Here is a 24,854-nt window from a genome sequence, read left to right on the forward strand (position 1 = left end):
ACGTACCCCAGGAATCCGGGCACGAGCGGCAGCACGCAGGGTGAGGCGAACGACACCATCCCGGCGAGCAGGGCGACGACGACGGCGACCGGGAGGGCGCCGGAGGTCACCGTGTCCGCGACATCAGCAGTCAAGGGTGGTCGACCTACTTCTCGGCCAGCACGTCGTCGACGAGCCCGGTGAGCGTCGAGGACGTCACCTCACCGACGACCCGGGCCGCAATGCGGCCGGTGGGGTCGAGGACGAGCGTGACCGGCGGCGTCGGGGCCTTCCCCTGCAGCGCGAGGATCATCCGGCCGTCCTGGTCGTCCAGGGACGGGTACGGGATGCCCTGGCGCTTGGCGGTCGCCCTGCCCGAGTCGGGGTTGTCCCGGGTGTTGATCCCCATGAACACCACCGGCTTGCTCGCAGCCGCGACCTTCTCGGCGGCGTCCTTGAGCTCGGGCGCCTCCTTCTCGCACGGCGGGCACCAGGAGGCCCAGACGTTGAGCACGACGACCTTGCCTGCCTGGGCGGCCACCGACCACGACTGGTCGTCCAGCGTCTTCCCGGACAGCACGACGGGCTTGTTGCGCTGGGCGACGGGGATGGCCTCGACCGTGCCGTCGCCGGAGATGTAGCCCTGACGGTTGCCCGACTTGGCCTGGGCCGCGATGGAGTTCGGGTCCTGCGAGCACGCCGCGAGCGACAGTGCGAGGACCGGTATGGCGAGCGTCGCCGAGGCGCGCGCCATACGGGAGGTGCGGTGGCTCATCCGGTTCCCCCGTGGGAGCGGACGAGCAGGGCGGCAGCGGGCTCGCAGTACGCGATGGCCTCGAGCTCGTCGCCGACGTAGGTGAGCGTGGTCAGGGAGGCGAGGCGGCACTCCCGCTTGCGGGGGTCGTGCCAGAGGTGGCGCCCCGCGAGCTGGTTGCGGGCGGTCCAGATCGGCAGCTGGTGGGACACCAGCACCGCCTCGTGACCGCGGGCCTGCTCGCGGGCGTCCGCGATCGCCTCGACCATGCGGGTCGCGATCTCGGCGTAGGGCTCGCCCCACGACGGCTTGAAGGGGTTGGTCAACCGCCCCCAGTAGCGCGGGTGGGCGAAGGCCGAGGCCCGCATCCCGGCGACGTGCTCCCCCTCGAAGGAGTTGCCCGCCTCGATGACGCGGTCGTCCGTGGTGATGGGCAGGTCGTGCGACGTCGCGATCGGCGTGGCCGTCTCCTGGGCCCGGGTCAGCGACGAGGCGACGACGTGGGTGATGTCGTGGTCCTCGAGGTGGCGGGCGGCGGCCTGTGCCATCTCCCGGCCGAGCTCGGACAGGTGGTAGCCGTCGAGCCGCCCGTAGAGCACGCCGTCGGGGTTGTGCACCTCGCCGTGGCGCAGCAGGTGCACCACGGTGCGGGGGGCAGGGCTCATGAGTCGATTGTCGCAAACGACTCGGCGGCCGCCGACGCCGCAGCGGGCAGCGCCGAGACGATGCGATCCACCGCGGCGTCGTCGTGCGCGCCGCTGACGAACCACGACTCGAACGCGCTCGGCGGCAGGTACACGCCCTGGCTGAGCATCGAGTGGAAGAACGCCGCGAACGCCGGCACGTGCTGGGCCCGGGCCTGGTCGTAGTTCGTCACGGCGCCGTCCCGGAAGAAGACGCTGAACATGCTCCCGGCGCGCTGGATCGTGTGCGGCACGCCGGCCCTGCCGAGCTCGGTGTCGAGGGCGCCGGTGATCGCGTCGGCGACCTCGTCGAGCCGGGTGTAGAGCTCGGGGGTGCACTGCTGCAGCGTCGCGCGTCCGGCCGCGGTGGCGACGGGGTTCCCCGACAGCGTCCCGGCCTGGTAGACCGGGCCGACCGGTGCGAGGAGGGCCATCACGTCGGCCCGGCCGCCGAAGGCTGCCGCGGGGAAGCCGCCTCCCATGACCTTGCCGAACGTGAACAGGTCCGGCGCCCCGGCGGCATACGGGCCCTCGAGCCCGTACCAGCCGGCAGCCGAGCAGCGGAAGCCCGTCATCACCTCGTCGGAGATGAGCAGGGCGCCGTGCGCGGCGGTGATCCGGCGCAGCCCGTCGGTGAAGCCGGGTGCGGGCGGGACGACTCCCATGTTGCCGGGGGAGGCCTCGGTGATGACCGCGGCGATCTCGGAGCCACGGGCGGCGAACGCCTCCTCGACCGCCGCCAGGTCGTTGAACGGCAGGACGATCGTCTCGGCCGCCATCTCCTTGGGCACCCCCGCGGAGTCCGGGAGGGCGAACGTCGCGACACCCGAGCCCGCTTGGGCGAGGAGGGAGTCGACGTGGCCGTGGTAGCAGCCGGCGAACTTCACGACGAGGGAGCGGCCCGTGTAGCCCCGGGCGAGACGGATGGCGCTCATCGTCGCCTCGGTGCCGCTGGAGACCAGGCGGACCTGCTCGACGGGCTCGACCCGGGCGACGATCTCCTCGCCCAGCGCGACCTCGTTCTCGCTGGGGGTGCCGAACGAGAACCCTTGCGAGACAGCGGTGCTGACGGCGTCGACGACGGCCGGGTGACCGTGGCCGAGGATCATCGGACCCCACGAGCAGACCAGGTCGACGTACTCGCGACCGTCCACGTCGGTGAGGTACGGGCCGGAGCCGGAGGCCATGAACCGGGGCGTTCCGCCGACGGCGCGGAAGGCCCGGACCGGGGAGTTCACGCCACCGGGGGTGACCGCGAGCGCGCGTTCGAGGAGGGCCTGCGAAGCCGGGGCGTCGAAGGGGTGTGCCGTCATGCCACCCATTGTCACAGCCGTTCCTGAGGACGGACGGACGGGTGTGGCTGGGGGCGTGCGCAGGGTCACACCCGGGGAGGAGGGTGGGTGGGTCAGACCTCGCTGCAGGACGGCAGCCCGCCGGCCAGGATCGCGTCGCGCATCGCAGCCATGGCCACCCCGAGCGTGGCGAACTGCTCGGGCGTCATGGTGTCGACGATGTTGCGGCGCACGCTCTCGATGTGGACCTGCGCCATCTCCTCGACGGCCGCGAGCCCACGCTCGGTGAGCACGAGCTCGACACCGCGGCGGTCCTCCAGACAGGACTCACGGCGCACCCAGCCACGCTTCTCGAGCCGAGCAGCGGTGTGCGTGAGGCGGCTGCGGGACTGCACGACGAGGTCGGCCAGGCCGGACATCCGCAGGCGGCGCCCCGGCGACTCGGACAGCATCGAGATGATCTCGTACTCGGACAGCTGGACGCCGTGGGACTGCAGGTCACGGTCGAGGGCGGCCTCGAGGAGGCGGCTGCCACGCAGGTAGGCGCGCCAGGCCTCCTGCTGCTCAGGGGTCAGCCAGCGCGGTGGCGCGGTCACTGCGGTGCTCATGGTGGTCAAGTATTCCATCTCTTCGGTATCGTTGAAATATAAATCAGTTCTGCTATGTTCAACACAGTGACCCCGCGGGAAAGTCCCGCGGAGACCCCCTCAACACAGGAGATACACCCCATGGCCAGCATCAAGGACCTTTCCGCCGGAACCTGGAACGTCGACGCCTCGCACAGCGAGCTCGGCTTCACCGCCCGCCACCTCATGGTCACCAAGGTCCGCGGCAAGTTCAACGAGTTCGAGGCGACCGCGACGGTCCCCGAGGACGTCACCGCCTCCACGATCAACGCGACCGTCCAGCTCGCCTCCGTCGACACCGGCTCCGCCGACCGCGACGCCCACATCAAGTCCGGCGACTTCTTCGACGTCGAGAACAACCCGACCATGACCTTCACCTCCACCGAGGTCAGCGACGACACCCTCAAGGGCGACCTGACCATCAAGGGCGTCACCAAGCCCGTCGAGTTCGACCTCGAGTTCAACGGCCTGGCCACCGACCCGTGGGGCAACCAGAAGGCCGGCTTCGAGGCCACCACCGAGATCAACCGCAAGGACTTCGGCCTCGAGTGGAACGTCGCCCTCGAGGGTGGCGGCGTCCTCGTCTCCGAGAAGATCAAGATCAACCTGGACATCCAGCTCGTCAAGGCTGCCTGAGCCCGACACGCACACCTGACGCACGAGAAGGGGCCGGTTCCGCGAGGAACCGGCCCCTTCCGCGCACCCACCGGCGGTCCTGACCGCCGGCCGGCCTCACCTCAACGGACGGCCGCCTTGGAGGCCAGGGTGCCGCCGGCGGCGTCCTGCCACCCGACGTACACCGTCACCGAGCCCTCGGGCGCCCGGTCCAGCACGACGCCGTACTCGTGCCTGCCTGCCGCCACCTGCACCGTGCGGCTGCCGACGGTCCCGGACGAGTCGACCACGTGGACGTGCGCCGACCCGGCGGAGTTCGCCCTCATCCGCACCAGGGCGGTGTCGCCCCGCAGCCGTGCCTTGTCGACCCAGCCACTGGCCGCCCGCGTGCTCGCCGCTCCCCCGGCCAGTGGGACGTCGATGGCCACCGCCTGACGCAGGCTCTGCGGGGAGTCGAGCGAGGACAGCGCACTGAGCGGGATGACCGGCTCGGGTGCCGTGGTCGGACGACCGGCCGGCGGCGTGTAGCCCGCAACCGTCGCCTGGCCCCAGCGGTAGGGGTCACCCTGCACCCCGCCCCACGTCGACCAGCCGATCCGCGTCTGGCCCGTCAGGTCCTGCGTGTCCGAGTCGTAGACGAACAGGTTGAGCCCCAGGTGCTCCGGGTCGACCGCTCCCGGCAGCAGCGACATCGGGATCGAGGTCTCGACGGTGTACCCGCCGGACCGGACCTTCGAGGCCACCTTCATGCCCGGTGCCGTCTGGGCACCAGGACCCTGGTGGTTGTCGGCGTCCCGCTCGTAGCAGGGACCACCCTCCGCGGTCACCGGGAGGATCGCCGCCTTGAACGTCGTCGAGGTGTTCTCCGACGTGCCCCTCGGGTCGATGGCCAGCTCGACGGAGTCGGTGCGCCAGTGCCGCTTGCAGTCGGCGGCGTCGAGCTTCGTGCCGAGGGTGTCGTCGGTGACGTCGACCAGCACGTAGAGGGTGTCGTCGCGCCACGCCAGCTTCGCCGTCGCCGAGCAGTCGGCCGCCGAGTCGCAGGCCGTCCCCTCCCAGAGCCGGGAGATGTCGATCGCGGCACCGGGGTACTCCCCTGCCGTGTCGACGCCGTCGACCGACGGCGCGGTCGGCGCCTGCGCGATCGTCGTCCGTGGCACCAGCTCGAGCGCGGCGGACGCCGTGCTCGACCCGGCCGACGACGTCGTCCGGATCGTGTAGGCGTAGTCACCCGCAGGCGCAGCCGGGGTGCCGCCCTGGTTCGAGGTCTTCAGCGAGGGATCGGAGTTGGTGACCGTGAACGTCACCGAACCTGTCCCTCCCGCCGCGACCGGCCCGTATGCCGCCGTGCCCGGCGACGCCGTGAACCCGGCCGGGAGGGCGAGCGCCACCGTGCCGGACTGGGCCGACGCGGAGTTGTTTCGCAGGTCGACGCGCACCTGGCGCGAACCACCGGAGGCGAGGGTGAGCACCGGGCTCACCGTGCCGCTCAGCTGCGGCTGTCCGGCAGCAGCACCGGTCCACCTCTCGAAGTCGGCGACCTGCGGGAGCAGCTGCTGGGTGCCTGCGACCGGAGCAACCACCTGCACCGGGCGGTCGGAGTAGCCGCTGCCCTCGTCGGAGCGCAGCGTCGCGGCAACGCGGGCGCGGTCTCCCACGGCGGCACCGGCTGCCGGGGTCACCGTGAAGGTCTTCGTCACCGTGCGACCGGCCTTGAGCGTGCCGATCGCCCCGCTCCCGGCGACCGTCCAGCCGGACGGCACGGACGGCACCAGCCGGGCGTCGTGCAGGCCCTTGGCCGGAGCGGTCACCTCGACCGTCGCCGTGAACGGCGCTCCGGCGAGGACGCCGAACCTCGTCGTGGCCACCCGCATCCGCGTTCCCAGCGGCACCGTGCCCGCGGCGTGCGTCACCGCCCCGTCGAGGGACGCGGACGGCCGACCCGCGGCTGCGGAGCCGGGCGCGGGGAACGGCACGCGGGAGTCGACCTGCTGGAAGTAGTCGCAGCCCAGGGCGTTCGGGTCGCTCGACACGTCGGGGAAGGTCGCCCAGCCCTGCGAGGCGTAGAGCCGTTGGGCGTCACGTTCGATGGCGGCCCACGTCTTCCCCGACTTCGCGCGCTCACCGGACCACACGCCGTACACGTTCTGCGTCGTGTCCTTGAGGGTGAACCCGGTGGCGCAGGCGGCACCGTTCGGGGCGGTCGCGGCAGAGCCACGGACCAGCAGGCGCAAGGGCGCCCAGGTCTTCAGCCCCTCCTTGCTGAGCTGCTCCGGGAAGCGCGTGGGGTCGGCCGCTGCGGTGAAGGCCTCGATGGCCAGGCGCCCCGCCTCCTGGTGGTTGCCGTGGTTGCCCGGCGACGGGGCCGGGTTCATCGTCGACAGGATCTCGGGACGGGTCTGGCGGATGATGCGCACGACCTTGCCCAGCGTCTGCTCGTGGTCCCAGATCTGCTGGGTCAGCGGGGCCGAGACCGTGTAGTAGAAGTCGACCTTGTCGAGGTTGAAGACGTCGGTGATGCCGGCCTTGCCGACCGCCGCGCGCTCCTCCTTCTCGCGCAGGAGACCGAGGGCCGGGCCCTCCTCCGGGCCGACCGCGTTGCCGCCGCCCTCGCCGCGGGTGACGGTGATGACGCCCGTCCGCAGGCCGTACTTCTCCTTCCACTCGCCGTACGCCGAGAGCTGTCCCGCCTCGTCGTCGGGGTGGGCCCCGATGAACAGCGCCCCCAGGTCGACCGGTGACCCGGCCGAGGTGGTGCGGTCCGGTGGCCTGGGTCCGCCGCGGTCGTGCGGCGACGCCTGCGCCGGACCGGATCCTGCGAGTCCGAGTGCTGCTGCGGCGGCGAGGGCTGCGGCTGACGCCGCTGCCGCTCTGGCCAGTGGGCGATTCCCTGCGATCATCGTTGACCTCCTGGGTCGGGTTGCGGTCTGTTACTCCCGGACTGCCCCCTCGAGCATCCCGGCGATGAAGTGGCGCTGGAGGAAGACGTAGAGCAGGACGACCGGGGTCGCGACGATGCACGCGCCCGCCGCGAGGAGCGTGAAGCCCTGCGTGTACTGGCCCTGGAAGAACGCGAGCCCGAGCGGGGCGGTGCGCAGGTTCTCCGAGGTGACCATGACCAGCGGGATGAGGAACTCGTTCCAGGTCCACATGAAGACCAGCACCGTGAGGGTGACGACGGCGGGCCGCGCCAGCGGGACGAGCACCTGCCACAGGATCCGCCACGTGGAGGCGCCGTCGAGGCGCGCGGCCTCGACCAGGGCCCGGCTCGAGCTGCGGAAGTAGGCCCGCATCCAGAACGTCCCGAAGGCCACCGACTGCGCCACCTGTGGCAGCACGACGGCCCAGACGGTGTCGGTCAGACCGAGTGCCCGCAGGTCGTAGTACAGGGGGACGAGGACGGCCTCGCTGGGCATCATGATGCCCAGCAGGAAGAGGTAGAACACCACCGTCGCGCCGCGAAAACGCATGGTGCCCAACGCATACCCGGCCAGGATCGACAGCACGAGGCTGACGACCACGACGGTCGTGGAGACGAGCAGGCTGGTGCGCAGGTAGCTGCCGAAGTGGCCGATGTCCCAGGCCTGCCCGAAGTTGCCCGGGTGCAGTCCGAGCACTCCCCCGGACGTCACGCCCCCGGCGGCGTCGTCGGGGCCGAGGGCGGCACCCAGGACCGTCAGGATCGGCGTCAGCGCGAAGACCGCGAAGGCGATGAGGATGACGTAGTTGCCGGTGCGTTCGGCGCGCGAGACCCTCACCGGTCGTCCCTCTCGGCGATGCGGGTGATGCCGAACGAGATCGCGAAGATGATCAGCGTCAGCACGACGGCGATGGCGGCGGCGGAGCCGACCCGACCCTGCTGGAACGCCCGGTTGTAGACCTCGAAGGACGGCACAGACGTGCTCGTCCCCGGCCCACCGCGGGTGGTGACGTAGACGAGGTCGAACGTCCGCAGGGCCGCGATCACGGTCAGCGTCAACGCGACCGAGATCTCACCACGCACCGACGGCAGCGTCACGGCGAAGAACTCGCGGAACGGGCCGGCGCCGTCGAGGCGCGCGGCCTCGTACAGCTCGCCGGGGATGCGCCCCATACCGGCGAGGAGCAGGACCGTCACGAGGCCGATCTCGAACCACGTGCCGATGAACCCGACCGCGGGCAGGGCCGCGGTGTAGTCGCCGAGCCAGCCGCGGGTCAGGGAGTCCAGGCCGATGGCACCCAGCAGGTCGTTGACCGTGCCGTCGGGGGCGTACATCCGGCGCCAGGCCACGGCGATGACGACCATCGCCACGACCTGCGGCAGGAAGACCACCGTGCGGAAGAAGGCGAGCCCACGGACCTTGGCGCGGTTGAGGATCGCCGCGAGACCGAGGCCGATGACGGTGGGCAGCACCGCGTAGAACAGCATGAGGACCAGCGCGTGCCCGAACGACGCCCGCAGGGCCGGGTCGGTGACGACGGCCGCGTAGTTGGACAGCCCCGCCCACGTGGCCAGGGTGTTGCCGTTCCAGTCGTAGAACGAGATCTGGACCGCGCGCCCGAGGGGGTAGAGCAGGAACGCGGCGTAGACGAGGAAGGCGGGCAGCAGGTAGAGCCACGCGATCCTGCGCGGCTCACCCGGCGGACCGGAGGGGGTGGCCACCCTCAGCCGTTCGAGGAGACGAACCCGCTGTAGTCCTTCTCGACGGTGTCGAGGAACTTGTCCGGCGTCGCCTTCTTCGCGAGCAGGTCCTGCAACGAGGCGCCGAGGGTGTCGGCCATCGTCGGCGTCGCGTAGTCGAGGTAGGGCACGAGCGAGTCGTCCTTCACCGCGGTGCCGAAGGCCGCGAACACGTCCTTGCCGAGCGCGTCGCCGGCGGTCTGGTCGGCGGTGTCGGCGATGGGCAGGTTGTCGTTCTTCGCGAGCACGCCCATGGCGTCCTTGCTCGTGATGAAGTCGATGTAGGCCGCTGCGGCGTCAGGGTGCTTGGACTTGCTGGAGACCGCCCAGGGCAGGCCCGTGCCACCGGTCGCGACCGGGGTGCCCGAGGCAGCCGGCGGGAGGGTGAAGGTCACCTTGTCGCCCATGGCCTTGCCGAGGTCGGCCTGCAGCCAGGTGCCCGCGATGAGGTAGGCGCCCTTGCCCTTGGAGAACGCCTGCCACGCCGGGTCGTAGCCCAGGCCGTTGACGTCCTTGGCGAAGTAGCCCTTGTCGACCCAGTCGACGAGCGTCTGCGCCGCCTTCGCGTTCTCCGGGGTCTTCCACGTGCCACCCTTCTGGCCGAAGCCGAGGGTGCGGATCGCGTCCGGCTCGGCGTTCTGGGCCTGGACCGTGCCGAAGACGTGGATGGCCGGCCACTTGTCGAGGTTGCCGAGGACGAGCGGCTGCTCGCCGGCCGACTTGATGGCGCCGAGGCTCGACTCGAAGTCGGACCACGTCGTGGGGACCTCGTTGACGCCGGCCTTCTTGAGGATGTCGGTGTTGGCGTAGATGCCGACGACCTCGCCGACCTGCGGGAGTCCGTACAGGTTGCCCGAGCCGAAGGTCTTGCCGTCCTGGGTGTACGACGAGTACTTGCGCACCGACTCCGGGTAGCGCTTGTCCCACCCGTAGGCGGTGGAGTACTTGTCGAGCGCCAGCAGCTGGCCGGCCTGGACGAACGACCCCATGTCCGGGCGACCGTTGTTGGCCTCGAAGACGTCGGGCGGGGTGTTGCCCGACAGCGCCAGCTTGAGCGTGGTCTTGAGGTCGTCGAAGGAGCGCGTGACCCGCTTGAGCTTGATGTTCGGGTACTTCGCCTGGAACTCCTTGTTGAGCTCTTCGATCTGCGCCGCCTGGCCGCCGCGGACCTCCTGGTCCCAGACGGTCAGGGTCACGTCACCGAGCTTCGAGGCGTCGGTCGAGACCTGGCCCGTGGGGGTGGTGCCCGAGGTGTCGGCGTTGGAGCCCGGCGTGCAGGCGGCGAGCGCGGCGGCACCGACGAGGCCGGCGGTGGCCAGCAGGATCGTAGGGCGGTTCCTCATGGGCGTTCTCCTTGATGGGTATGGCGCAGGGCCGGCGGTGCTGGAGGTGTGCGGTGCGGGGGTCGGGCGGCTCACGGGTAGCCCTCGACGTCGACGTGGCGGGCGATCGTGGCGGTGGCGCGGCGACCTGCGCCGAGCGGGATGGTGGGGACGAGGTCGTCGAGGAAGCCGTACCGGCGCAGCAGCGACTGGTGGTAGGAGCTGGCGTCGCCCGACGCCCGTCGCTGGGTCCACCAGTCCGCGATGTCACCCCAGCCGGGGGCGGCCAGGCTGCCGCCGAACTGCTGCACCGACAACGAGGAGCAGAGAGCGGCGAACGCCAAGCGTTGCTGCAGCGGCCAGCCCGCGAGGGTGCCCAGGACGATCGAGGCGCCGAACACGTCGCCTGCCCCGGTCGGGTCCATCGCCGGGACGCGCAGGGCCGGGACGACGGCCTCCTCGCCGGTGGCCGAGTCGATCGCGAGCGCGCCGGACTCGCCGTTCGTGACGACAGCAAGCGGCACGTGGTCGGCGAGGGCGTAGAGCGCCTCGTGCGGGGTGCTGGTCCGGGTGTAGGCCATCGCCTCGCCGGCGTTGGGCAGGAAGCCGTGGCAGACCGCGAGCTGGTCGAGGACCTCGCCCGACCAGCGCCCGGTGGGGTCCCAGCCCACGTCGGCGAAGACGAGCGAGCCGGCCGACTGCGCCTGCTGCACCCAGGTGGGCTCGGACGCGGCGATGAGCGGACGCTGCTCGGACAGCTCGACCATGACGGCCCGGGTGGGCGGCGGTGTCCCGATGAGCTCGGCGGGGCCGAGGGGCGGGGCGTGCCCGTGGCTGACCATCCCGCGGTCGCGGTTGACCGCCATGGAGACGGTGACCGGCGAGTGCCAGCCCTCGAAGCGCTGCGACCGGCTCAGGTCGACGTGCTCGTTGTCGGCCAGGGTCTCCCAGCAGAAGTCCCCGTAGGCGTCGTCGCCGAAGGCGGCGGCCAGGGAGGTGCGCAGGCCGAGGCGACGCGCGGCGACGGCGAGGTTGGCGATCCCGCCGGGGCACGACCCCATACCGTCGGCCCACACCTCCTGGCCGTCCTCGGGGAGGGCGTCGAGCCCGGTGAAGATGATGTCGAGGAAGACCGTGCCCCAGATGAGGACGTCGAGCTCGGGGGTCCCGGGGGTGCGCAGGGCAGCGAGGGGGTCGTAGACCTGCTCCTCGTGCGCGGCCGCCGTGTCGTCGGACACGGGGGGCGCGTCGGACGGCGGGTGGGGCACCTGGTCGGGCACCTGCGGGCTCCTGTTCGTCGGTGGGCCTGCTGGCCAGAATGCCCTGTTGGTCCGGCCTAGACAAGCAAGAACGATCACAATTCTTCAGCGTTGTGCATATCGCTGCGCGGAAGTGATTGTTATGTTGCCTCCATGCGGGTCACCCGGCAACGCTCGATCGTCGAGCGGCTGCACTCCCACGGCCTTGCCTCCACCGAGGAGCTGGCCGCGCTCTGCGACGTCAGCCTGGCCACGGTCCGCCGCGACCTCATCGAGCTCGAGACGGCGGGTGCGCTGCGCCGGGTCCACGGCGGGGCGGTGCTCGACACGACGGACGGCCGGGGCGCCGGGGTCGGGACCGGCGACTCGCCGGAGACCGACGCCGACGCGGTGCGCGGGTTCGCCGAGGTGGCCGCGAGCGACGCCGACGACAAGCGGGCCGTGGCGGTCCGGGCCGCGGCGATGGTCGCCGACGGCGACTGCGTGATCCTGGACATCGGCACGACGACGATGATGCTGGCCCGCGAGCTGCGCGGCCGCCCCGTCACCGTCGTGACCGCCAGCCTCGCGGTGCTCGACGTGCTGCGCGACGACCCTGCGGTCGAGCTGGTCCTGCTCGGCGGGATCGTCCGCCGGACCTACCACTCGCTCGTCGGCACCCTCACCGAGGATGCCCTGCGCCAGGTGCGGGCCACCTGCGCCTTCCTCGGTGCGAGCGGGGTCGCCACCGACGGCACGGTGCTCGACACCACCCTCGTCGAGGTGCCGGTCAAGCGGACCCTGCTCGCGACCTCGCAGCGGTCGGTGCTGCTCGTCGACCGCCACAAGTTCCCCGGCACCGGAGCGCTGCGGGTCTGCGGACTCGACGAGTTCGATGCCGTCATCACCACCACCGGGGCCCACGGCCCCACCCTCGACGCCGCTCGCGCGGCAGGCACGGAGGTCCACGTCGTATGAGGCTCGCGATCCTGGGTGGCGGGGGGTTCCGGACGCCGTTGGTCTACGGGGCCCTGCTCACCGACCACCACGAGCAGCGGGTCGACGAGGTCCGCCTGCACGACGTCGACGAGTCACGGCTCGAGGCGATCGGCCGCGTCCTGACCCAGATGGGCGCCGCACACGAGGACCCGCCGTCGGTGCTTACGACGACCGATCTCGACGAGGCCCTGGAGGGCGCCGACTTCGTCTTCTCGGCCATCCGCGTCGGCGGGCTCGAGGGGCGCACCCAGGACGAGCGCGTCGCCCTCGAGCTCGGCCTGCTCGGGCAGGAGACGACCGGGCCCGGCGGGCTGTCGTTCGGGCTGCGCACCCTCCCGGTCGCGCGGCACGTCGCCGAACGCGTTCGCGCGGTCGCCCCGGACGCCTGGGTCATCAACTTCACCAACCCCGCCGGCATGATCACCGAGGCGATGCAGCAGGTCCTCGGGGACCGGGTCGTCGGCATCTGCGACTCCCCCATCGGCCTCGGCCGGCGGGCGGCCGCGACCCTCGGGCTCGACCCGCTCACGACGAGCGTCGACTACGTAGGGCTCAACCACCTCGGCTGGCTGCGCGGCGTGCACTCCGGTGGCGAGGACGTCCTGCCCCGGCTCCTCGCCGACGACCGGCTGCTCGGCTCGATGGAGGAGGGTCAGCTCTTCGGCCTCGACTGGATCCGCACCCTGGGCGCCATACCGAACGAGTACCTCTACTACTACTACTTCAACCGTGACGCGGTGGCCTCGATCCGGGCCGCGGACCAGACCCGCGGCGAGTACCTCCTGGACCAGCAGCGTGGCTTCTACGCGTCGATGGCCGCCTCACCCCCCGACGCCCTCGGCGAGTGGGACCGCGTCCGCATGGAGCGCAACGCCACCTACATGAAGGAGGCCAGGGACGAGGGCGAGGAGCGGGACGAGCACGACGTCCAGGGGGGTGGCTACGAAGGCGTCGCCCTCGCGATCATGGCGGCGATCTCCCGCGGTGAGCCCGCCTCGCTGATCCTCAACGTCCGCAACCGCGGAGCCGTCCCCGGGGTGCCCGAGGACGCGGTGGTCGAGGTGCCGTGCACGGTCGACTCCGACGGGCCGCGGCCGCTGCCGGTCAGCCCCCTGACACCGCACCAGCTCGGGCTGGTGCTGCAGGTCAAGGGGGTGGAGCGCCTCACCATCTCCGCGTCGGCCACCGGCGACGAGCGCCAGGCCGTGGAGGCGTTCGCCCTGCACCCGCTGGTCGACTCGGTGACCGTCGCCCGCGAGCTCCTGCGCGGCTACCGCGCGCGGATCCCCGCCGTCGACGCGGTCTTCACCCGCTGACCGCTCACCCACGCGCGACCTCCCCCGGCCTCCGCCCCGCCTCCCCCACCCCGCGAGTTTGAAGCGGTGGCGACGCCCTGACGTCGCCACCGCTTCNGGCCGCTGCGGGTCAGTCTCGGAGCAGGGCGGCGGCGTCGAACGCGAAGTAGGTCAGGATGATCTGCGCGCCGGCGCGACGGATGCCGATGAGCGACTCCATCATCACCCGCTCACGGTCGATCCAGCCGTTCTCGGCGGCAGCCACGATCTGGCTGTACTCGCCCGAGATCTGGTATGCCGCAACGGGAACCGGTGACATGGCAGCCGCCGCGGCGACGATGTCGAGGTGCGGCCCGGCCGGCTTGACCATGACGATGTCGGCGCCCTCGGCGATGTCGAGCTCGAGCTCGCGCAACGACTCCGTGGCGTTCGCGGGGTCCTGCTGGTAGGTCGCGCGGTCGCCCTGGAGCGAGGACTGCACGGCCTCGCGGAACGGCCCGTACAACCCGGAGGTGTACTTCGCCGAGTAGGCCAGGATGACCGTGTCGGTGAAGCCCTCCGCATCGAGCGCGTCGCGGACGAACGCCACCTGGCCGTCCATCATCCCGGAGAGGCCGAGCACGGCTGCGCCGGCGCGGGCCTGCGCGAGGCCCATCGCGGCATACCGCTCGAGGGTCGCATCGTTGTCCACGCGCCCGTCCGCGGTGAGGACACCGCAGTGGCCGTGGTCGGTGAACTCGTCGAGGCACAGGTCGGCCATGACGACGAGCCGGTCACCGACCGCGTCGGCGACGGCACGCAGGGCGATGTTGAGGATGCCCTCCGGGTCGTCCGCACCGGAGCCGGTGGCGTCCTTGTGCTCCGGCACCCCGAACAGCATCAGGCCACCGAGACCCGCCTCGACGGCGCGGTGCGCCTCGGCGACCAGGGACTCGACGGTGTGCTGGACGACCCCGGGCATGGCCGAGATCGCGACCGGCTCGGTGATCCCCTCGCGGACGAACACCGGCAGCACCAGCTCGGCCGGGTGCAGGCGGGTCTCGGCGACCAGCCGGCGCACGGCCGGGGACTGCCGCAGCCTGCGGGGCCGGAGGACCGGTCCCGCAGGCAGACGCGCGTCAGTCACGTCGGTCACTTCGCCCGACGACGCGACGAGGCCTTCTTGGCGCTCGGTCGCACCACGTCCTCACCGGCCTCGGCCGCAGCAGCAGCCAGGCCCAGCCCGTAGTCGGCCAGCGCGTCGACGAGGGAGTCGGAGGACGCCTCGGGGGCGAGGACGTCGACCCGCAGGCCGTGCTCCTCCGCCGCCTTGGCGGTCGCCGGCCCGATGCAGGCGATGACGGTTGACGGGTGCGGCTTGCCGGCGATGCCGACGAGGTTGCGCACCGTCGAGGACGACGTGAAGACGGCGGCGTCGAACTGGCCGCCCTTGATGGCCTCACGGATCTCCGCGGCGGGCGGAGCGGCACGGACGGTGCGGTAGGCCGTGACGTCGTCGACCTCCCAACCCATCTCGACCAGTCCGGCGACGAGGGTGTCGGTGGCGATGTCGGCGCGGGGCAGGAAGACCCGGTTGATCGGGTCGAGCACCTCGTCGAAGGGGGGCCAGTCGGCGAGCAGGCCGTTGGCGGACTTCTCCCCCGACGGCACCATGTCGGCGACGATGCCCCACTCGCGCAGCGCCTCGGCGGTGACCCCGCCGACGGCCGCGACCTTGAGCCCGGCGAAGGCGCGGGCGTCGAGCCCGAACTCCTCGAACTTCTCGCGGACGGCCTTGACGGCGTTGACCGAGGTGAAGCCGATCCACTCGTAGCGACCGGTGACCAGGCCCTTGACCGCGCGCTCCATCTGCTGGGGCGTGCGGGGCGGCTCGACGCTGATCGTCGGGACGACCTCGGCGGTGGCGCCGTAGGACTCGAGGCGGGAGATGGTCGAGCCGGACTGCTCCTTGGTCCGCGGGACCAGGACGTTCCAGCCGAACAGCGGCTTGGTCTCGAACCACGACAGCTGCTCGCGCAGCGCGACGGTTGAGCCGACGACGGCCAGGGCCGGGAACTCCACGGTCTTCATGACCTTGGCGACCTCACCGAGCGTGGTGACCCGGGTCGACTGGCGGATCGTCGTGCCGCGCTCGGTCAGGGCGACGGGGCACGACTCGGACCGGCCGGCGGCCAGCAGCTTGGCCAGTGCGCCGGTGAGGTCGTCGGGCGCGCCGAGCAGCACCACGGTGACCGACTCGGTCGCCGAGGCGGACCAGTCGACGCTCCGGTCGTTCGCCGCGATCACGTGCACGGCCGGCGAGCTGCTCGAGGTGAGCGGGATGCCGGCGTAGGCCGGGACCGCGGAGACGGCGCTGACACCGGGGACGACGTCGAAGCCGATGCCGGCCTTCTGGCAGGCCAGCGCCTCCTCGGCGAGGCCGTTGAAGGTGGCCGGGTCGCCGTCCATGAGGCGGACGACGAGCCCGCCGTGGGCGGCCTTGGCCGCCTTGACGACGAGCTTGGCACGCATCGCGTGCGTCAGCGGCTGGCCGTGGTCGCCGTGACCGGCGTCGACGACCTCGACGTCCGCACGGCAGTGACGGGCGACGACGTCCTCGCGGGCGACCTGGTCGATGACGACGACGTCGGCCTTGGCGAGGAACTCGATCGAGCGGACGGTCATCAGACCGGCGTCACCCGGGCCGGCGCCGACGAAGGCGACACGACCCGGCTGGCGGGTGGGCTTGGTGGTGGGCTGGGTGCGCGTGGGGCTCACGTGGCACGCTCCGTGCTGTCGTTTTCTGGGCGGCGGTCGGGGGCGGCGAGCGGAGTAGCTCCGTTCGCCCCGGGTGGGTCGGGGGGCTGGCCGGGGCCGGACGGGCGGTCGCCCGTCGGGTCCGGGCCCCCGGTGTCAGCCGGTGGTCGTTCCTCGGGCCCGCGCAGCACGTCGGCACCGTCCTCGAGGAGGACCTCGGCGAGGCGGTGTCCGAGCGCGGCGGCCTCGTCGACGGGGCCGACGACGGAGCGACGGAGGTCGACCGAGCCGTCGACCGCGCCGACGAACGCGCGCAGCGACAGCTCGAGGCCGTCCTCACCCTCGACGACCTCGGCGAGCGCGCCGATCGGGGCGGAGCACCCCGCCTCGAGCCGGGCCAGCACGGCCCGCTCGGCGGTCACGCAGGCGCGGGTGTCGGCGTGGTCCAGGACGGCCAGGGCCGAGCGCGTGGCGCCGTCGTCCTCGCGGCACTCGACCGCCAGCGCGCCCTGACCGGGCGCGGGCAGCATCTGCAGCGGGTCGATCGACTCGGTCACCTCGTCCAACCGGCCCAGCCGGGCCAGGCCGGCGCGCGCGAGCACCACGGCGTCGAGGGCACCGTCGTGCACCATCGCGATGCGGGTGTCGACGTTGCCGCGGATGTCCTTGAAGGACAGGCCCATCCCGAGGGCGGCCAGCTGCGCGACCCGGCGCGGGGAGCCGGTGCCGACGACGGCACCTTCCCCCAGCTCGCCGAGGGTGCGGCCCTCCGAGGCGACGAGGACGTCGCGCGGGTCCTCGCGGACCGGGACGGCGGCGATGGTCAGGCCCGGCTCGGGGGCGGTGGGCAGGTCCTTGAGCGAGTGGACGGCGAAGTCGACCTCGCCGGCCAGCAGGGCGCGGCGCAGCGCCGCGGCGAAGACGCCCGTCCCGCCCAGCGTCGAGAGCGACGCGGTCGAGGTGTCGCCCTCGGTGACGATGGTGACGAGGTCGACCGTGTGGCCCAGGGCGCGCAACCGGTCGGCGACCCACGACGACTGCGTCGTCGCGAGCGCGCTGCGCCGGGTGCCGAGACGCAGGGTGAGCGGGCGGGTGGCCGGCTGGGAGCCGGTCGCGTATGCGGTCGTGGAGCTCACGGCATACCTCCCCGCTCGGGCGGCACGGACATCGTGGCGGCCTCGCCGGGGCGCAGGTCGAACAGCTCGCGCAGGGCCTGGGCGTACCCGTCGCCGTGACCGCCCACGGCGAGCTCCTTCACGCGGACGGTGGGGGTGTGCAGCAGCTTCTCGACGATGCGGTGCACCGCGAGCTGGACCTCGGCCCGCTCGGTGTCGTCGAGGTCGGGCAGTCGCTGGTCGAGGCGCGAGAGCTCACCGGCGACGACGTCGGCGGCGTGCGAGCGCAGGGCGGCCACCGTCGGGGCCACGGTCTCCGCCGCACGGGAGGTGAGGTACGCCGCGACCTCGCCGATCACGAGGTCGGCCACCTGTTGCACCTCGCTCGAGGTCTCGCCGCCGGACAGGTCGGCACCGAGGGAGGCGAGCCCGGCCAGGGTCACACCGTTGAGGGAGTCGACCTCGGGGGCGACGTCGTGCGGCAGGGCCAGGTCGACGTACGCCTGGGGACGACCGGCACGCAGCACCTGGGCGTCGGCGGCACCGGCGAGGTCGACGACGACCCCGGTGGAGCCGGTGCAGGAGATGACCACGTCGGCGCCGGCGAGGGCGCGGTGGAGCTCGTCCAGGGGACGCGCCTTCGCCCCGGTGCGCTCGGCCAGCCGCGTGGCCTTGGACAGCGTGCGGTTGACGATGGTGAGGGAACGCACGCCGCGCCGGGCCACCGTGGTCGCCGCGAGCGAGCTCATGCCGCCCGCGCCGACGACGAGCACGTCGAGGCCCCCGAGCGAACCCAGCTCGCGCTCGGCGCGGGCCAGCCCGGCCTCGACGAGCGAGACGCTGACCGAGTCGATCCCGGTCTCGGTGTGTGCCCGCTTGCCCACCCGCAGCGCCTGCTGGAAGAGGGTGTTCAGGGACGGCCCGGCGTGCCCGGCGCGCTGGGCCTCGCGCAGCGACGTGCGCATCTGGCCGAGGATCTGCGCCTCGCCGACCGCCATCGAGTCCAGGCCGCAGGCGACCGTGAAGGCGTGGGCGATGGCCCGGTCCTCGTAGTGGACGTAGAGGTGTTCGCGCAGCTCGTCGCGCGACACCCCGGTCACCTCGGTGAGGGCGTCGGTGAGGTCCGTGACGGCGCCGTGGAAGGTGAGCGACTCGGCATACACCTCGGTGCGGTTGCACGTGGACACCACGGTGACCTCGGAGAGGTTGTCGCGGGCGAAGAGGTTGGCCGCGAGGGCGGAGCGCCCGTCGGCGTCGAGGGACATCGACTCGAGGAGGCTCAGCGGCGCGGTGTGGTGGGACAGGCCCAGGATGACCAGGCTCATCGCGACACCGCCTCGGCCACGGCGTCGAGGGCCCCCTGGGCGGCCAGCGACTTGCGCTGCTCGTGGAAGGCGAGGATCTGCAGCTCGGTCGAGAGGTCGACCTTGCGGACGTCGACGCCCTCGGGCACGACGAGCACGCACGGTGCGAAGTTGAGGATCGAGCGGACCCCGGCGGCGACGAGCTGGTCACACACGGACTGGGCCGACGCGGCCGGGGTCGCGATGACCCCGATGGCCAGGCCCTGGTCGGTGACCAGTGACGGGAGGGCCTCCATCGGCTGCACCGGCAGGCCGGCGATCTCCTGCTCGTGCAGGACGGTGTCCTGGTCGAGCAGGGCGACGACGCGGAACCCCCGCGTGGCGAACCCGCTGTAGGCCGCGAGCGCGTGCCCAAGGTTGCCCATCCCCACGATGGCCACGGGCCAGTCCTGGGTGAGTCCGAGCTCGCGGGAGATCTGGTAGGCGAGGTGGTCCACCTCGTAGCCGACCCCGCGGACGCCATAGGAACCCAGGTGCGACAGGTCCTTGCGCAGCTTGGCGCTGCGGACCCCCGCGGCAGCCGCGAGCTCCTCGGAGGACACGGACGTGATGCCGCGTTCGGCGAACCCCGTCAGGGCGCGCAGGTACTCCGGCAACCGTGCCACCGTGGCGTCGGGTATGCCCCGACGAGCGCTCGGGTCGGCAGACAACGTCTTCTCCGGCTCCTTCAGTTCATGCAAGGTCCGCACCTGGCTGACGCGGGCTGCGAACCGAGATTACGCCTTTGTGAACCGATGCACAAAGTCACAAGCAGCCGTCTCACGCGCCGCGTGAGCCACGTCACCACGGCCCCTCACGGCACCCTCGCTCAGGACTGCAGGGCGGCGCGGAGCCGGGTCTCGTCGACCCGCCAGTAGTCGTGCTGACGCCCGTCGACGAACGTCACCGGGATCTGCTCGCCGTACTGCTCCATCAGGGCCGGGTCGTCCAGCACCGAGTCCTCGCGCCACCCCACCCCCAGGTCTGCGGCGACCCTGGCGACCACGGCCCGGGCGTCGTCGCACAGGTGGCAGCCGGGCTTGCCGAGGAGTCGGATCCGCGGCGCGACGGCCCCATCGGTCTCTGCGTGGTCGGGCATGTGACCAGCGTATGCCGCGTGCCGGGGTTCCGATCGACGCGAGGGTTACCCGTCGGTACGTGAGTTGCCCTGCGACGGGCTCCGGGTGCGTCCGGGTGTGGTGGAGGTCTCCTGACAAACGCCGTGATTTCGGCAAAACTGTCCGGTCAGGAGGTTCCCCCTATCTGGATGCGCCCACGTCGCCGTGCCGCGGACCCGTTCGCGGGGCTGCGCGCTGCCCTGGGCACGGACCCGTTCGGCGGCCTCGTCCCGGCCGCGGCAGGGGTCGGACTGGACGGACACGGCATGGGACCGGCGACGCAGCGGTTCCTCGACCAGCTCCGGGTCGCCCTCAGCGTCGCCGGTGGCGAGACCCTCGACGGCTCGGGTGGTGGCCGCGGGGAGGACTCCGGTCCGGCGGCGCGCGCCGGGTTCGGTCCGGGCGAGGCGCCCCAGGACTTCGAGCGGATCAGCGCCCTCGTCGAGCTGGCCCAGCGCGGCGATGCCGAGGCGTTCGGGATGCTCTACGAGCGCTACGTGGACGTGGTCTACCGCTACGTCTACGTCCGCGTCGGGGGCCAGCAGCTCGCCGAGGACATCACCTCGGAGACGTTCCTGCGGGCCCTGCGCAGGATGGACTCCTTCTCCTGGCAGGGCCGTGACATCGCGGCCTGGTTCATCACCATCGCCCGCAACCTCATCACCGACAACGCCAAGTCGGCCCGCTTCCGCATGGAGGTGACCACGGCCGACATGCTCGACGCCGACCGGCGCGTGGACGCCCCCGACCAGGAGGTGCTCGACCGGCTCCGTGACGAGCGCCTGCTCACCGCCGTCAAGAACCTCAAGCCGGAGCAGGCCGAGTGCGTCGTGCTGCGCTTCCTCCAGGGGCTCACCCTCGCAGAGACCGCCAAGGTCCTCGGGAAGTCCGAGGGGGCGGTCAAGCAGCTCCAGCTGCGGGCCGTCCGTTCGCTGCACCGGGAGCTCGCCGATGTCGCGCTCTGAGCGGTCGATGACGCCCGGGGCCGGCCCCGTGCGGTCCGCCCGGTTCGCACGGGTTTCCTGCGTAACTTCCGCCCCTCCGCGTCGTTCTCAGCACGTAAGACCGCGACCGAGCTGGGGAGGGAGGTGTCGGCATGGCAGTCCTGAACCGTTCGGCAGATCGTTTCCAGCGTGCGCTCGAGGGAGAGCACCCCGACGACCCGCGCGTTCGCGCCCTCCTCGAGACCAGCCACCAGCTGCTGTCGGTCGGCGCCGTCGCTCCCGGGCCCGACGCCGAGTTCGTCGCCGCCCTGCGCGAGCGCCTCATGGTCGAGGCGCGGTCCCTGCCCGCCCCCACGCCGGCCGCGGCCCGCGCCGCGACGGCGCGAAGGGCCGCCGCCCGCACCGCCCCCGTCGTGGTCGTCGTCGGTCGCGGGCTGCCGCGGGCTCTGGTCGGCGCCGCGGCCTCCGCCCTCCTGGTCGGTGGCATCGTCGGCGTCGCATCGCGCTCGGCCGTGCCCGGCGAGTCCCTGTACCCGGTGAAGGGCTGGCTCGACGGGGTGGCCGTCCGACTGGCGACCAGCGACTTCCAGCGCGGGACGACGTACCTCGGACAGGCCCAGGAGCACATCTCCGACAGCCGGGACCTGGCTGCTCGCACCGACCCCGACGTCGGCGACATCAACACCGCCCTGTCCGCCGCCGCCGACGCGGTGCAGGCCGGCCAGCGGGCCCTCGACCGCGACTACGCCGCCACCGGCAACCCGCAGGCGCTGCTCGCCCAGCGCGACTTCACCGACCGGGCGCTGCCGCAGGTCGACGCGCTCCGCGACGAGGTCCCGCTCGGCTCCCGCGCGTCGCTCGACCGGCTCGAGGCGCTGCTGCGGGACTCCCAGGTGGCCACCGCCAGGCGCATCGCCGCCTGCGGCGGGCACTGTGGTGAGGTGCTGCGGACCAGCCTCCAGCCGTCGTCCCTGCCGAACGTCACCAGCACCGCGAGCTCCACGTCCGGCCCGGTCCGCTCGGGTTCGTCGAGCTCCCCGGCGACCGCCGGTGGCGGCGGCATCACCGTCCCCGACGCCCCGGTCACCGGCGGCGCAGGTGGCGCAGGTGGCGTCGGCGGCAACGGGCCGGCTCCCAGCGCGACCGCGGGCACGGGCGGGGCAACCATCGGTGGCGGCGGCGTCGGGGCCACCCTGTCGACCCGTGGCGCGACCGCGACCCTGCCCACGATCAGCGCGACCCTCCCCCTGCCGTCCGCGACGGTGACGGTCCCGCTCCCCTCGGCCACGGTCGGGACCGGCGGCGTGACCGCGACGCTCCCCGGGTCGACGCTCGGCCCGGTGACGCTCCCCGGGTCGACGATCAAGCTCCCCTGACCCCCTGGGCGCGGCTGCGCAGCGAGCGCTGCGGGCCACCGCCACGCTGCTTCTCCCGCACGCAGTGCAGGCGCCCTCCCGAGGGCGCTCGGTCAGAAGAAGACCGAGCGGCGCTGCATGAGCAGCGAGTACAGCGTCTGCTGGATCGTCTCGCGCACCTGGTCGGTGAGGTCGAAGACGAGCATGGGGTCGTCGGCCGCACCCGGTCCGAGGTCGGCGGTCTCCACCGGGCGCCCGAACTCGATGATCCACTTGCTCGGCAGCGGGATCAGCCCCAGCGGACCCAGCAGCGGCCACGTCGGCGTGATCGGCGCGTAGGGGGCGCCGAAGAGCCGGGCCACGGCCTTCATGTTGCCGATGATCGGGTAGATCTCCTCGGCCCCGACGATGGAGCACGGGATGATCGGCGCACCGGTGCGCAGCGCCGCCGAGACGAACCCGCCACGGCCGAAGCGCTGCAGCTTGTAGCGCTCGCTGAACGGCTTGCCGACCCCCTTGAAGCCTTCGGGCCAGACGCCGCACAGCTCGCCGTTGGACAGCAGCCGCTCCGCGTCGGGGTTCGCCGCGAGGGTCGACCCCGACTTCCTGGCGACCTGCCCGACGACGGGCGTCTGGAACACCAGGTCGGCGCCGAGCATGCGCAGGTGGCGGTGGGCCGGGTGCTCGTCGTGGACGGCGACCTGCGTCATCAGTGAGTCCATCGCGATGGTGCCCGAGTGGTTCGCGACCACGAGGCCGCCACCGGTCGCCGGGATGTTCTCGATGCCGCGCACCTCGACCCGGAACCACGACCGGTAGAGCGGGCGCAGCACGGGCAGGTAGAAGTGGCGGGTGAAGTCCTCGTCGAAACCGAACTCGTCCACCGCGTAGTCGCCGGTGATCCGCCGGCGCAGGTAGGACAGCATCGCGGCGAGGTGCCGCTCGACGTCATCGGGCGAGACCCCGGCGGCCTCCGCCGCGACCCGGATCGCGGCGATGCCGGCCGTGAGCAGCTCCTCCACCCCGGGCGCGATGCTGCGGGAGGTGCGGTCGGGGGTCGGCACGACGAGCTCCGGGGGCAGCACGACCTCGTCGGGCACGGCCTTGAGCACCCGGGTCGGGCGGGTCGCGCTGGACGCTGCCGACTTCTTGGCGGTCCGCGCCCTGACCGGTCGTCCGGTGCGGGCCCCGGACCGCGCCACCGCCTTGCGGCTCGGGACGGCCTTGGCGACCGGACGCGGCCGGTGCTTGCCCGCGCTCGACGCGGTCGCGGTGGCCCTGGCGGGAGCCGTCGGCTCGCTCGCGGTCGCGGGTGCGGGTGCGGGTGTCACCGCCGTCTCGGGGGCGGTGGTGCGGGTCGTTGCAGCGGGCGCCTGGATCAGGGGGGTGCTGCGGCGGCGCGCGCGCTCGCCCGAGGCACGAGCCGCCCCGGCGGCCAGGGCACCCCGGCGGGGCGCCGCCGTCTTCGCGGCGGACCTCGTGGACGCCGACGACCTCTTGGCGGCCGCGGACTTCGTGGTCGTGGACTTCCTGGCCGCGGACTTCCCGGCCGCCGTCTTCGCGGCGGACCTCGTGGTCGCCGCCGACCGCTTCGCGGCCGTGGTCCGCGTCGCCGCGGTGGCCTTCTTCGTGGGCTCGCTGGTCGCCATCAGTCGTTCCTCCCTGCCGCCCACACGTGACCGATCGCCGTCGCGGCAGAACCGGCCACACCGGACACGGCCGCCCCCAGGGCCGCCCCGCCGGGCAGGGCCGAGCCGATGCCGCGGACGTAGTCGGCAAAGGCCTCACGGGTGGTGAACGCGGGTTCGAACCCCAACACCTCGCGCATCCGGCGGGTGTCCAGACCTCGACCGTAGGCGAGGAACTGGATCTGGTCGCTGCTGAAGTCGGCCAGGCCCGAGCGCTTGACCAGGAGGCCGAACACCCCGGCAGCCGGCATCGGCACGGGGAGCACGGGCCGCCCCGCCATGCCTGCCGCCTGCGTGACGGTGATGATGCCGTCGCCCGAGATGTTCGTGATGCCGGCGGCCGGGCCGGTCGTGGCCAGCAGCAGGGCGCCGACGGCGTCACGCTCGTGGACGAACTGCAGGCGCGCGTCATACCCGAACGGCACCGGCACGACGGGCAGGGCGAAGTAGTCGGTCAGGGAGGTGCGGATGCCAGGGCCGATGATGTTGGCGAACCGCAGCATGGAGATCTCGACGTCGGGCCGGCGCCGCGAGAACCCGCGCACGTACCCCTCGACCTCGACCGAGTCCTTGCCGAAACCGGCCCGGGGCAACGCCTTCGGGCCCATGTCCTCGGTGAACATCGCGGGGTCACGGGGGCTCGAACCGTAGACGGCTGCGGACGACTTCACGACGAGCCGGCGGATGCTCGGCGCCTTCTGGCACGCAGCGAGCAGCTGCATGGTGCCGATGACGTTGATCTCCTTCTGGGAGGTCCGTCCGCCGGCGTGCGTGGGCGTCGCGATGACGTTCATGTGGACGACGGTGTCGACCTCGGACTGCGCGATGATCTTGCCGATCATCGGGTTGCGGATGTCGGCCCGCACGAACTCCGCCCGACCGATGTCGTGCGGGGGCGGGATGACGTCGACGCCGATGACCCGGGAGACCGACGGGTCCTGGGTGAGCTGCCGGGCGAACTGGCCGCCGAGGTAGCGGGAGACGCCGGTCACGAGGACGACATCAGCCATGGCCACCTCCCCTGGATCTCGCAGTCACGAACTGGTGCGGTCACGAGCCGTCCCACTCCTCGCAGCCGATGCCACCCTATCC

General features: G+C 72.3%; 22 protein-coding genes and 1 pseudogene. 5 read left to right on the top strand and 18 right to left on the bottom strand.

Annotated features, from left to right (window positions below):
- From ASD62_RS20655 to ASD62_RS08580, 5 genes and pseudogenes are all read right to left on the bottom strand, one after another.
- Positions 1-134: pseudogene (locus tag ASD62_RS20655) on the bottom strand (cytochrome c biogenesis protein CcdA); the annotation flags it as partial.
- A gap of 11 nt (positions 135-145) precedes the next feature.
- Positions 146-754 carry a TlpA disulfide reductase family protein gene (locus ASD62_RS08565; RefSeq protein ID WP_056915598.1) on the bottom strand — a complete coding sequence of 203 codons (609 nt, stop codon included), beginning with the start codon at positions 752-754 and terminating at the stop codon, positions 146-148.
- Entirely contained in the window at positions 751-1,398 is a 648-nt protein-coding gene (locus ASD62_RS08570; RefSeq protein ID WP_056915599.1) for a histidine phosphatase family protein, read from the bottom strand. The genes ASD62_RS08565 and ASD62_RS08570 overlap by 4 nt, the downstream gene beginning before the upstream one ends.
- The gene (hemL, locus tag ASD62_RS08575) at positions 1,395-2,729 is read right to left on the bottom strand and encodes a glutamate-1-semialdehyde 2,1-aminomutase (protein WP_056917259.1); all 1,335 of its coding nucleotides are present in this window, start codon (positions 2,727-2,729) and stop codon (positions 1,395-1,397) included. Before hemL ends, ASD62_RS08570 begins: the two co-directional genes overlap by 4 nt.
- Positions 2,730-2,821: 92 nt before the next feature.
- Positions 2,822-3,316 (bottom strand): MarR family winged helix-turn-helix transcriptional regulator, encoded by a 495-nt coding sequence (locus ASD62_RS08580; RefSeq protein ID WP_056917260.1) that lies wholly within the window; start codon positions 3,314-3,316, stop codon positions 2,822-2,824.
- Between the two features lie 120 nt (positions 3,317-3,436).
- Here ASD62_RS08580 and ASD62_RS08585 point away from each other — a divergent pair, with 120 nt between their 5' ends.
- Positions 3,437-3,970 (top strand): YceI family protein, encoded by a 534-nt coding sequence (locus tag ASD62_RS08585; protein ID WP_056915600.1) that lies wholly within the window; start codon positions 3,437-3,439, stop codon positions 3,968-3,970.
- Between the two features lie 101 nt (positions 3,971-4,071).
- Here the strand turns inward: ASD62_RS08585 and ASD62_RS08590 are convergent, their stop codons facing one another.
- The 5 genes from ASD62_RS08590 to ASD62_RS08610 all read right to left on the bottom strand — a co-directional run bounded on the left by ASD62_RS08590 (position 4,072) and on the right by ASD62_RS08610 (position 11,169).
- Positions 4,072-6,849, bottom strand: coding sequence for a sugar-binding protein (locus ASD62_RS08590; RefSeq protein WP_056915601.1), 2,778 nt, complete (start codon positions 6,847-6,849; stop codon positions 4,072-4,074).
- Between the two features lie 30 nt (positions 6,850-6,879).
- The gene (locus ASD62_RS08595) at positions 6,880-7,707 is read right to left on the bottom strand and encodes a carbohydrate ABC transporter permease (protein WP_056915602.1); all 828 of its coding nucleotides are present in this window, start codon (positions 7,705-7,707) and stop codon (positions 6,880-6,882) included.
- Positions 7,704-8,591, bottom strand: coding sequence for a carbohydrate ABC transporter permease (locus ASD62_RS08600; RefSeq protein ID WP_235530668.1), 888 nt, complete (start codon positions 8,589-8,591; stop codon positions 7,704-7,706). The genes ASD62_RS08595 and ASD62_RS08600 overlap by 4 nt, the downstream gene beginning before the upstream one ends.
- 2 nt (positions 8,592-8,593) lie before the next feature.
- The gene (locus ASD62_RS08605) at positions 8,594-9,952 is read right to left on the bottom strand and encodes an extracellular solute-binding protein (RefSeq protein ID WP_056915604.1); all 1,359 of its coding nucleotides are present in this window, start codon (positions 9,950-9,952) and stop codon (positions 8,594-8,596) included.
- Positions 9,953-10,023: 71 nt separating this feature from the next.
- On the bottom strand, positions 10,024-11,169 hold the full coding sequence (locus tag ASD62_RS08610; protein WP_056917261.1) for a carbohydrate kinase family protein: 1,146 nt from the start codon (positions 11,167-11,169) through the stop codon (positions 10,024-10,026).
- A 174-nt stretch (positions 11,170-11,343) separates the two neighbouring features.
- Here ASD62_RS08610 and ASD62_RS08615 point away from each other — a divergent pair, with 174 nt between their 5' ends.
- Together ASD62_RS08615 and ASD62_RS08620 are read left to right on the top strand one after the other, a co-directional pair.
- Entirely contained in the window at positions 11,344-12,147 is an 804-nt protein-coding gene (locus ASD62_RS08615; protein ID WP_056915605.1) for a DeoR/GlpR family DNA-binding transcription regulator, read from the top strand.
- Positions 12,144-13,484, top strand: a complete 1,341-nt coding sequence (locus ASD62_RS08620) for a 6-phospho-beta-glucosidase (protein WP_056915606.1) — start codon at positions 12,144-12,146, stop codon at positions 13,482-13,484. The genes ASD62_RS08615 and ASD62_RS08620 overlap by 4 nt, the downstream gene beginning before the upstream one ends.
- Positions 13,485-13,593: 109 nt before the next feature.
- Here the strand turns inward: ASD62_RS08620 and hemB are convergent, their stop codons facing one another.
- The 6 genes from hemB to ASD62_RS08650 form a co-directional block, all read right to left on the bottom strand.
- Positions 13,594-14,589, bottom strand: a complete 996-nt coding sequence (gene hemB, locus ASD62_RS08625; protein ID WP_082580983.1) for a porphobilinogen synthase — start codon at positions 14,587-14,589, stop codon at positions 13,594-13,596.
- Between the two features lie 5 nt (positions 14,590-14,594).
- Positions 14,595-16,220, bottom strand: coding sequence for a uroporphyrinogen-III synthase (locus tag ASD62_RS08630; protein ID WP_056915607.1), 1,626 nt, complete (start codon positions 16,218-16,220; stop codon positions 14,595-14,597).
- Positions 16,217-17,335 (bottom strand): hydroxymethylbilane synthase, encoded by a 1,119-nt coding sequence (gene hemC, locus ASD62_RS08635; RefSeq protein ID WP_200956867.1) that lies wholly within the window; start codon positions 17,333-17,335, stop codon positions 16,217-16,219. Before hemC ends, ASD62_RS08630 begins: the two co-directional genes overlap by 4 nt.
- Entirely contained in the window at positions 17,332-18,639 is a 1,308-nt protein-coding gene (locus ASD62_RS08640; protein WP_056915608.1) for a glutamyl-tRNA reductase, read from the bottom strand. The genes hemC and ASD62_RS08640 overlap by 4 nt, the downstream gene beginning before the upstream one ends.
- Positions 18,636-19,328: a redox-sensing transcriptional repressor Rex gene (locus ASD62_RS08645; protein WP_056915609.1), complete on the bottom strand. Its 693-nt coding sequence runs from the start codon at positions 19,326-19,328 to the stop codon at positions 18,636-18,638. The genes ASD62_RS08640 and ASD62_RS08645 overlap by 4 nt, the downstream gene beginning before the upstream one ends.
- 158 nt (positions 19,329-19,486) lie before the next feature.
- The gene (locus ASD62_RS08650; protein ID WP_056915610.1) at positions 19,487-19,756 is read right to left on the bottom strand and encodes a glutaredoxin family protein; all 270 of its coding nucleotides are present in this window, start codon (positions 19,754-19,756) and stop codon (positions 19,487-19,489) included.
- Positions 19,757-19,924: 168 nt separating this feature from the next.
- Between ASD62_RS08650 and ASD62_RS08655 the strand changes: the two genes are divergently transcribed.
- Both ASD62_RS08655 and ASD62_RS08660 read left to right on the top strand, forming a co-directional pair.
- Positions 19,925-20,740 (top strand): sigma-70 family RNA polymerase sigma factor, encoded by an 816-nt coding sequence (locus ASD62_RS08655; protein WP_235529328.1) that lies wholly within the window; start codon positions 19,925-19,927, stop codon positions 20,738-20,740.
- A 131-nt stretch (positions 20,741-20,871) separates the two neighbouring features.
- Complete coding sequence (locus ASD62_RS08660) at positions 20,872-22,095, top strand: DUF5667 domain-containing protein (protein WP_056915611.1); 1,224 nt, start codon at positions 20,872-20,874, stop codon at positions 22,093-22,095.
- 92 nt (positions 22,096-22,187) lie between these two features.
- Here ASD62_RS08660 and ASD62_RS19720 read toward each other — a convergent pair whose 3' ends face one another.
- Together ASD62_RS19720 and ASD62_RS08670 are read right to left on the bottom strand one after the other, a co-directional pair.
- The gene (locus ASD62_RS19720; RefSeq protein ID WP_082580642.1) at positions 22,188-23,723 is read right to left on the bottom strand and encodes a lysophospholipid acyltransferase family protein; all 1,536 of its coding nucleotides are present in this window, start codon (positions 23,721-23,723) and stop codon (positions 22,188-22,190) included.
- A complete protein-coding gene (locus ASD62_RS08670) occupies positions 23,723-24,772 on the bottom strand; it encodes an NAD-dependent epimerase/dehydratase family protein (protein ID WP_056915612.1) in 1,050 nt (349 codons plus the stop codon). The genes ASD62_RS19720 and ASD62_RS08670 overlap by 1 nt, the downstream gene beginning before the upstream one ends.
- Between the last annotated feature and the right edge of the window lie 82 nt (positions 24,773-24,854).

This window comes from Phycicoccus sp. Root563 (genome assembly GCF_001427915.1).
Lineage (GTDB): Bacteria > Actinomycetota > Actinomycetes > Actinomycetales > Dermatophilaceae > Pedococcus.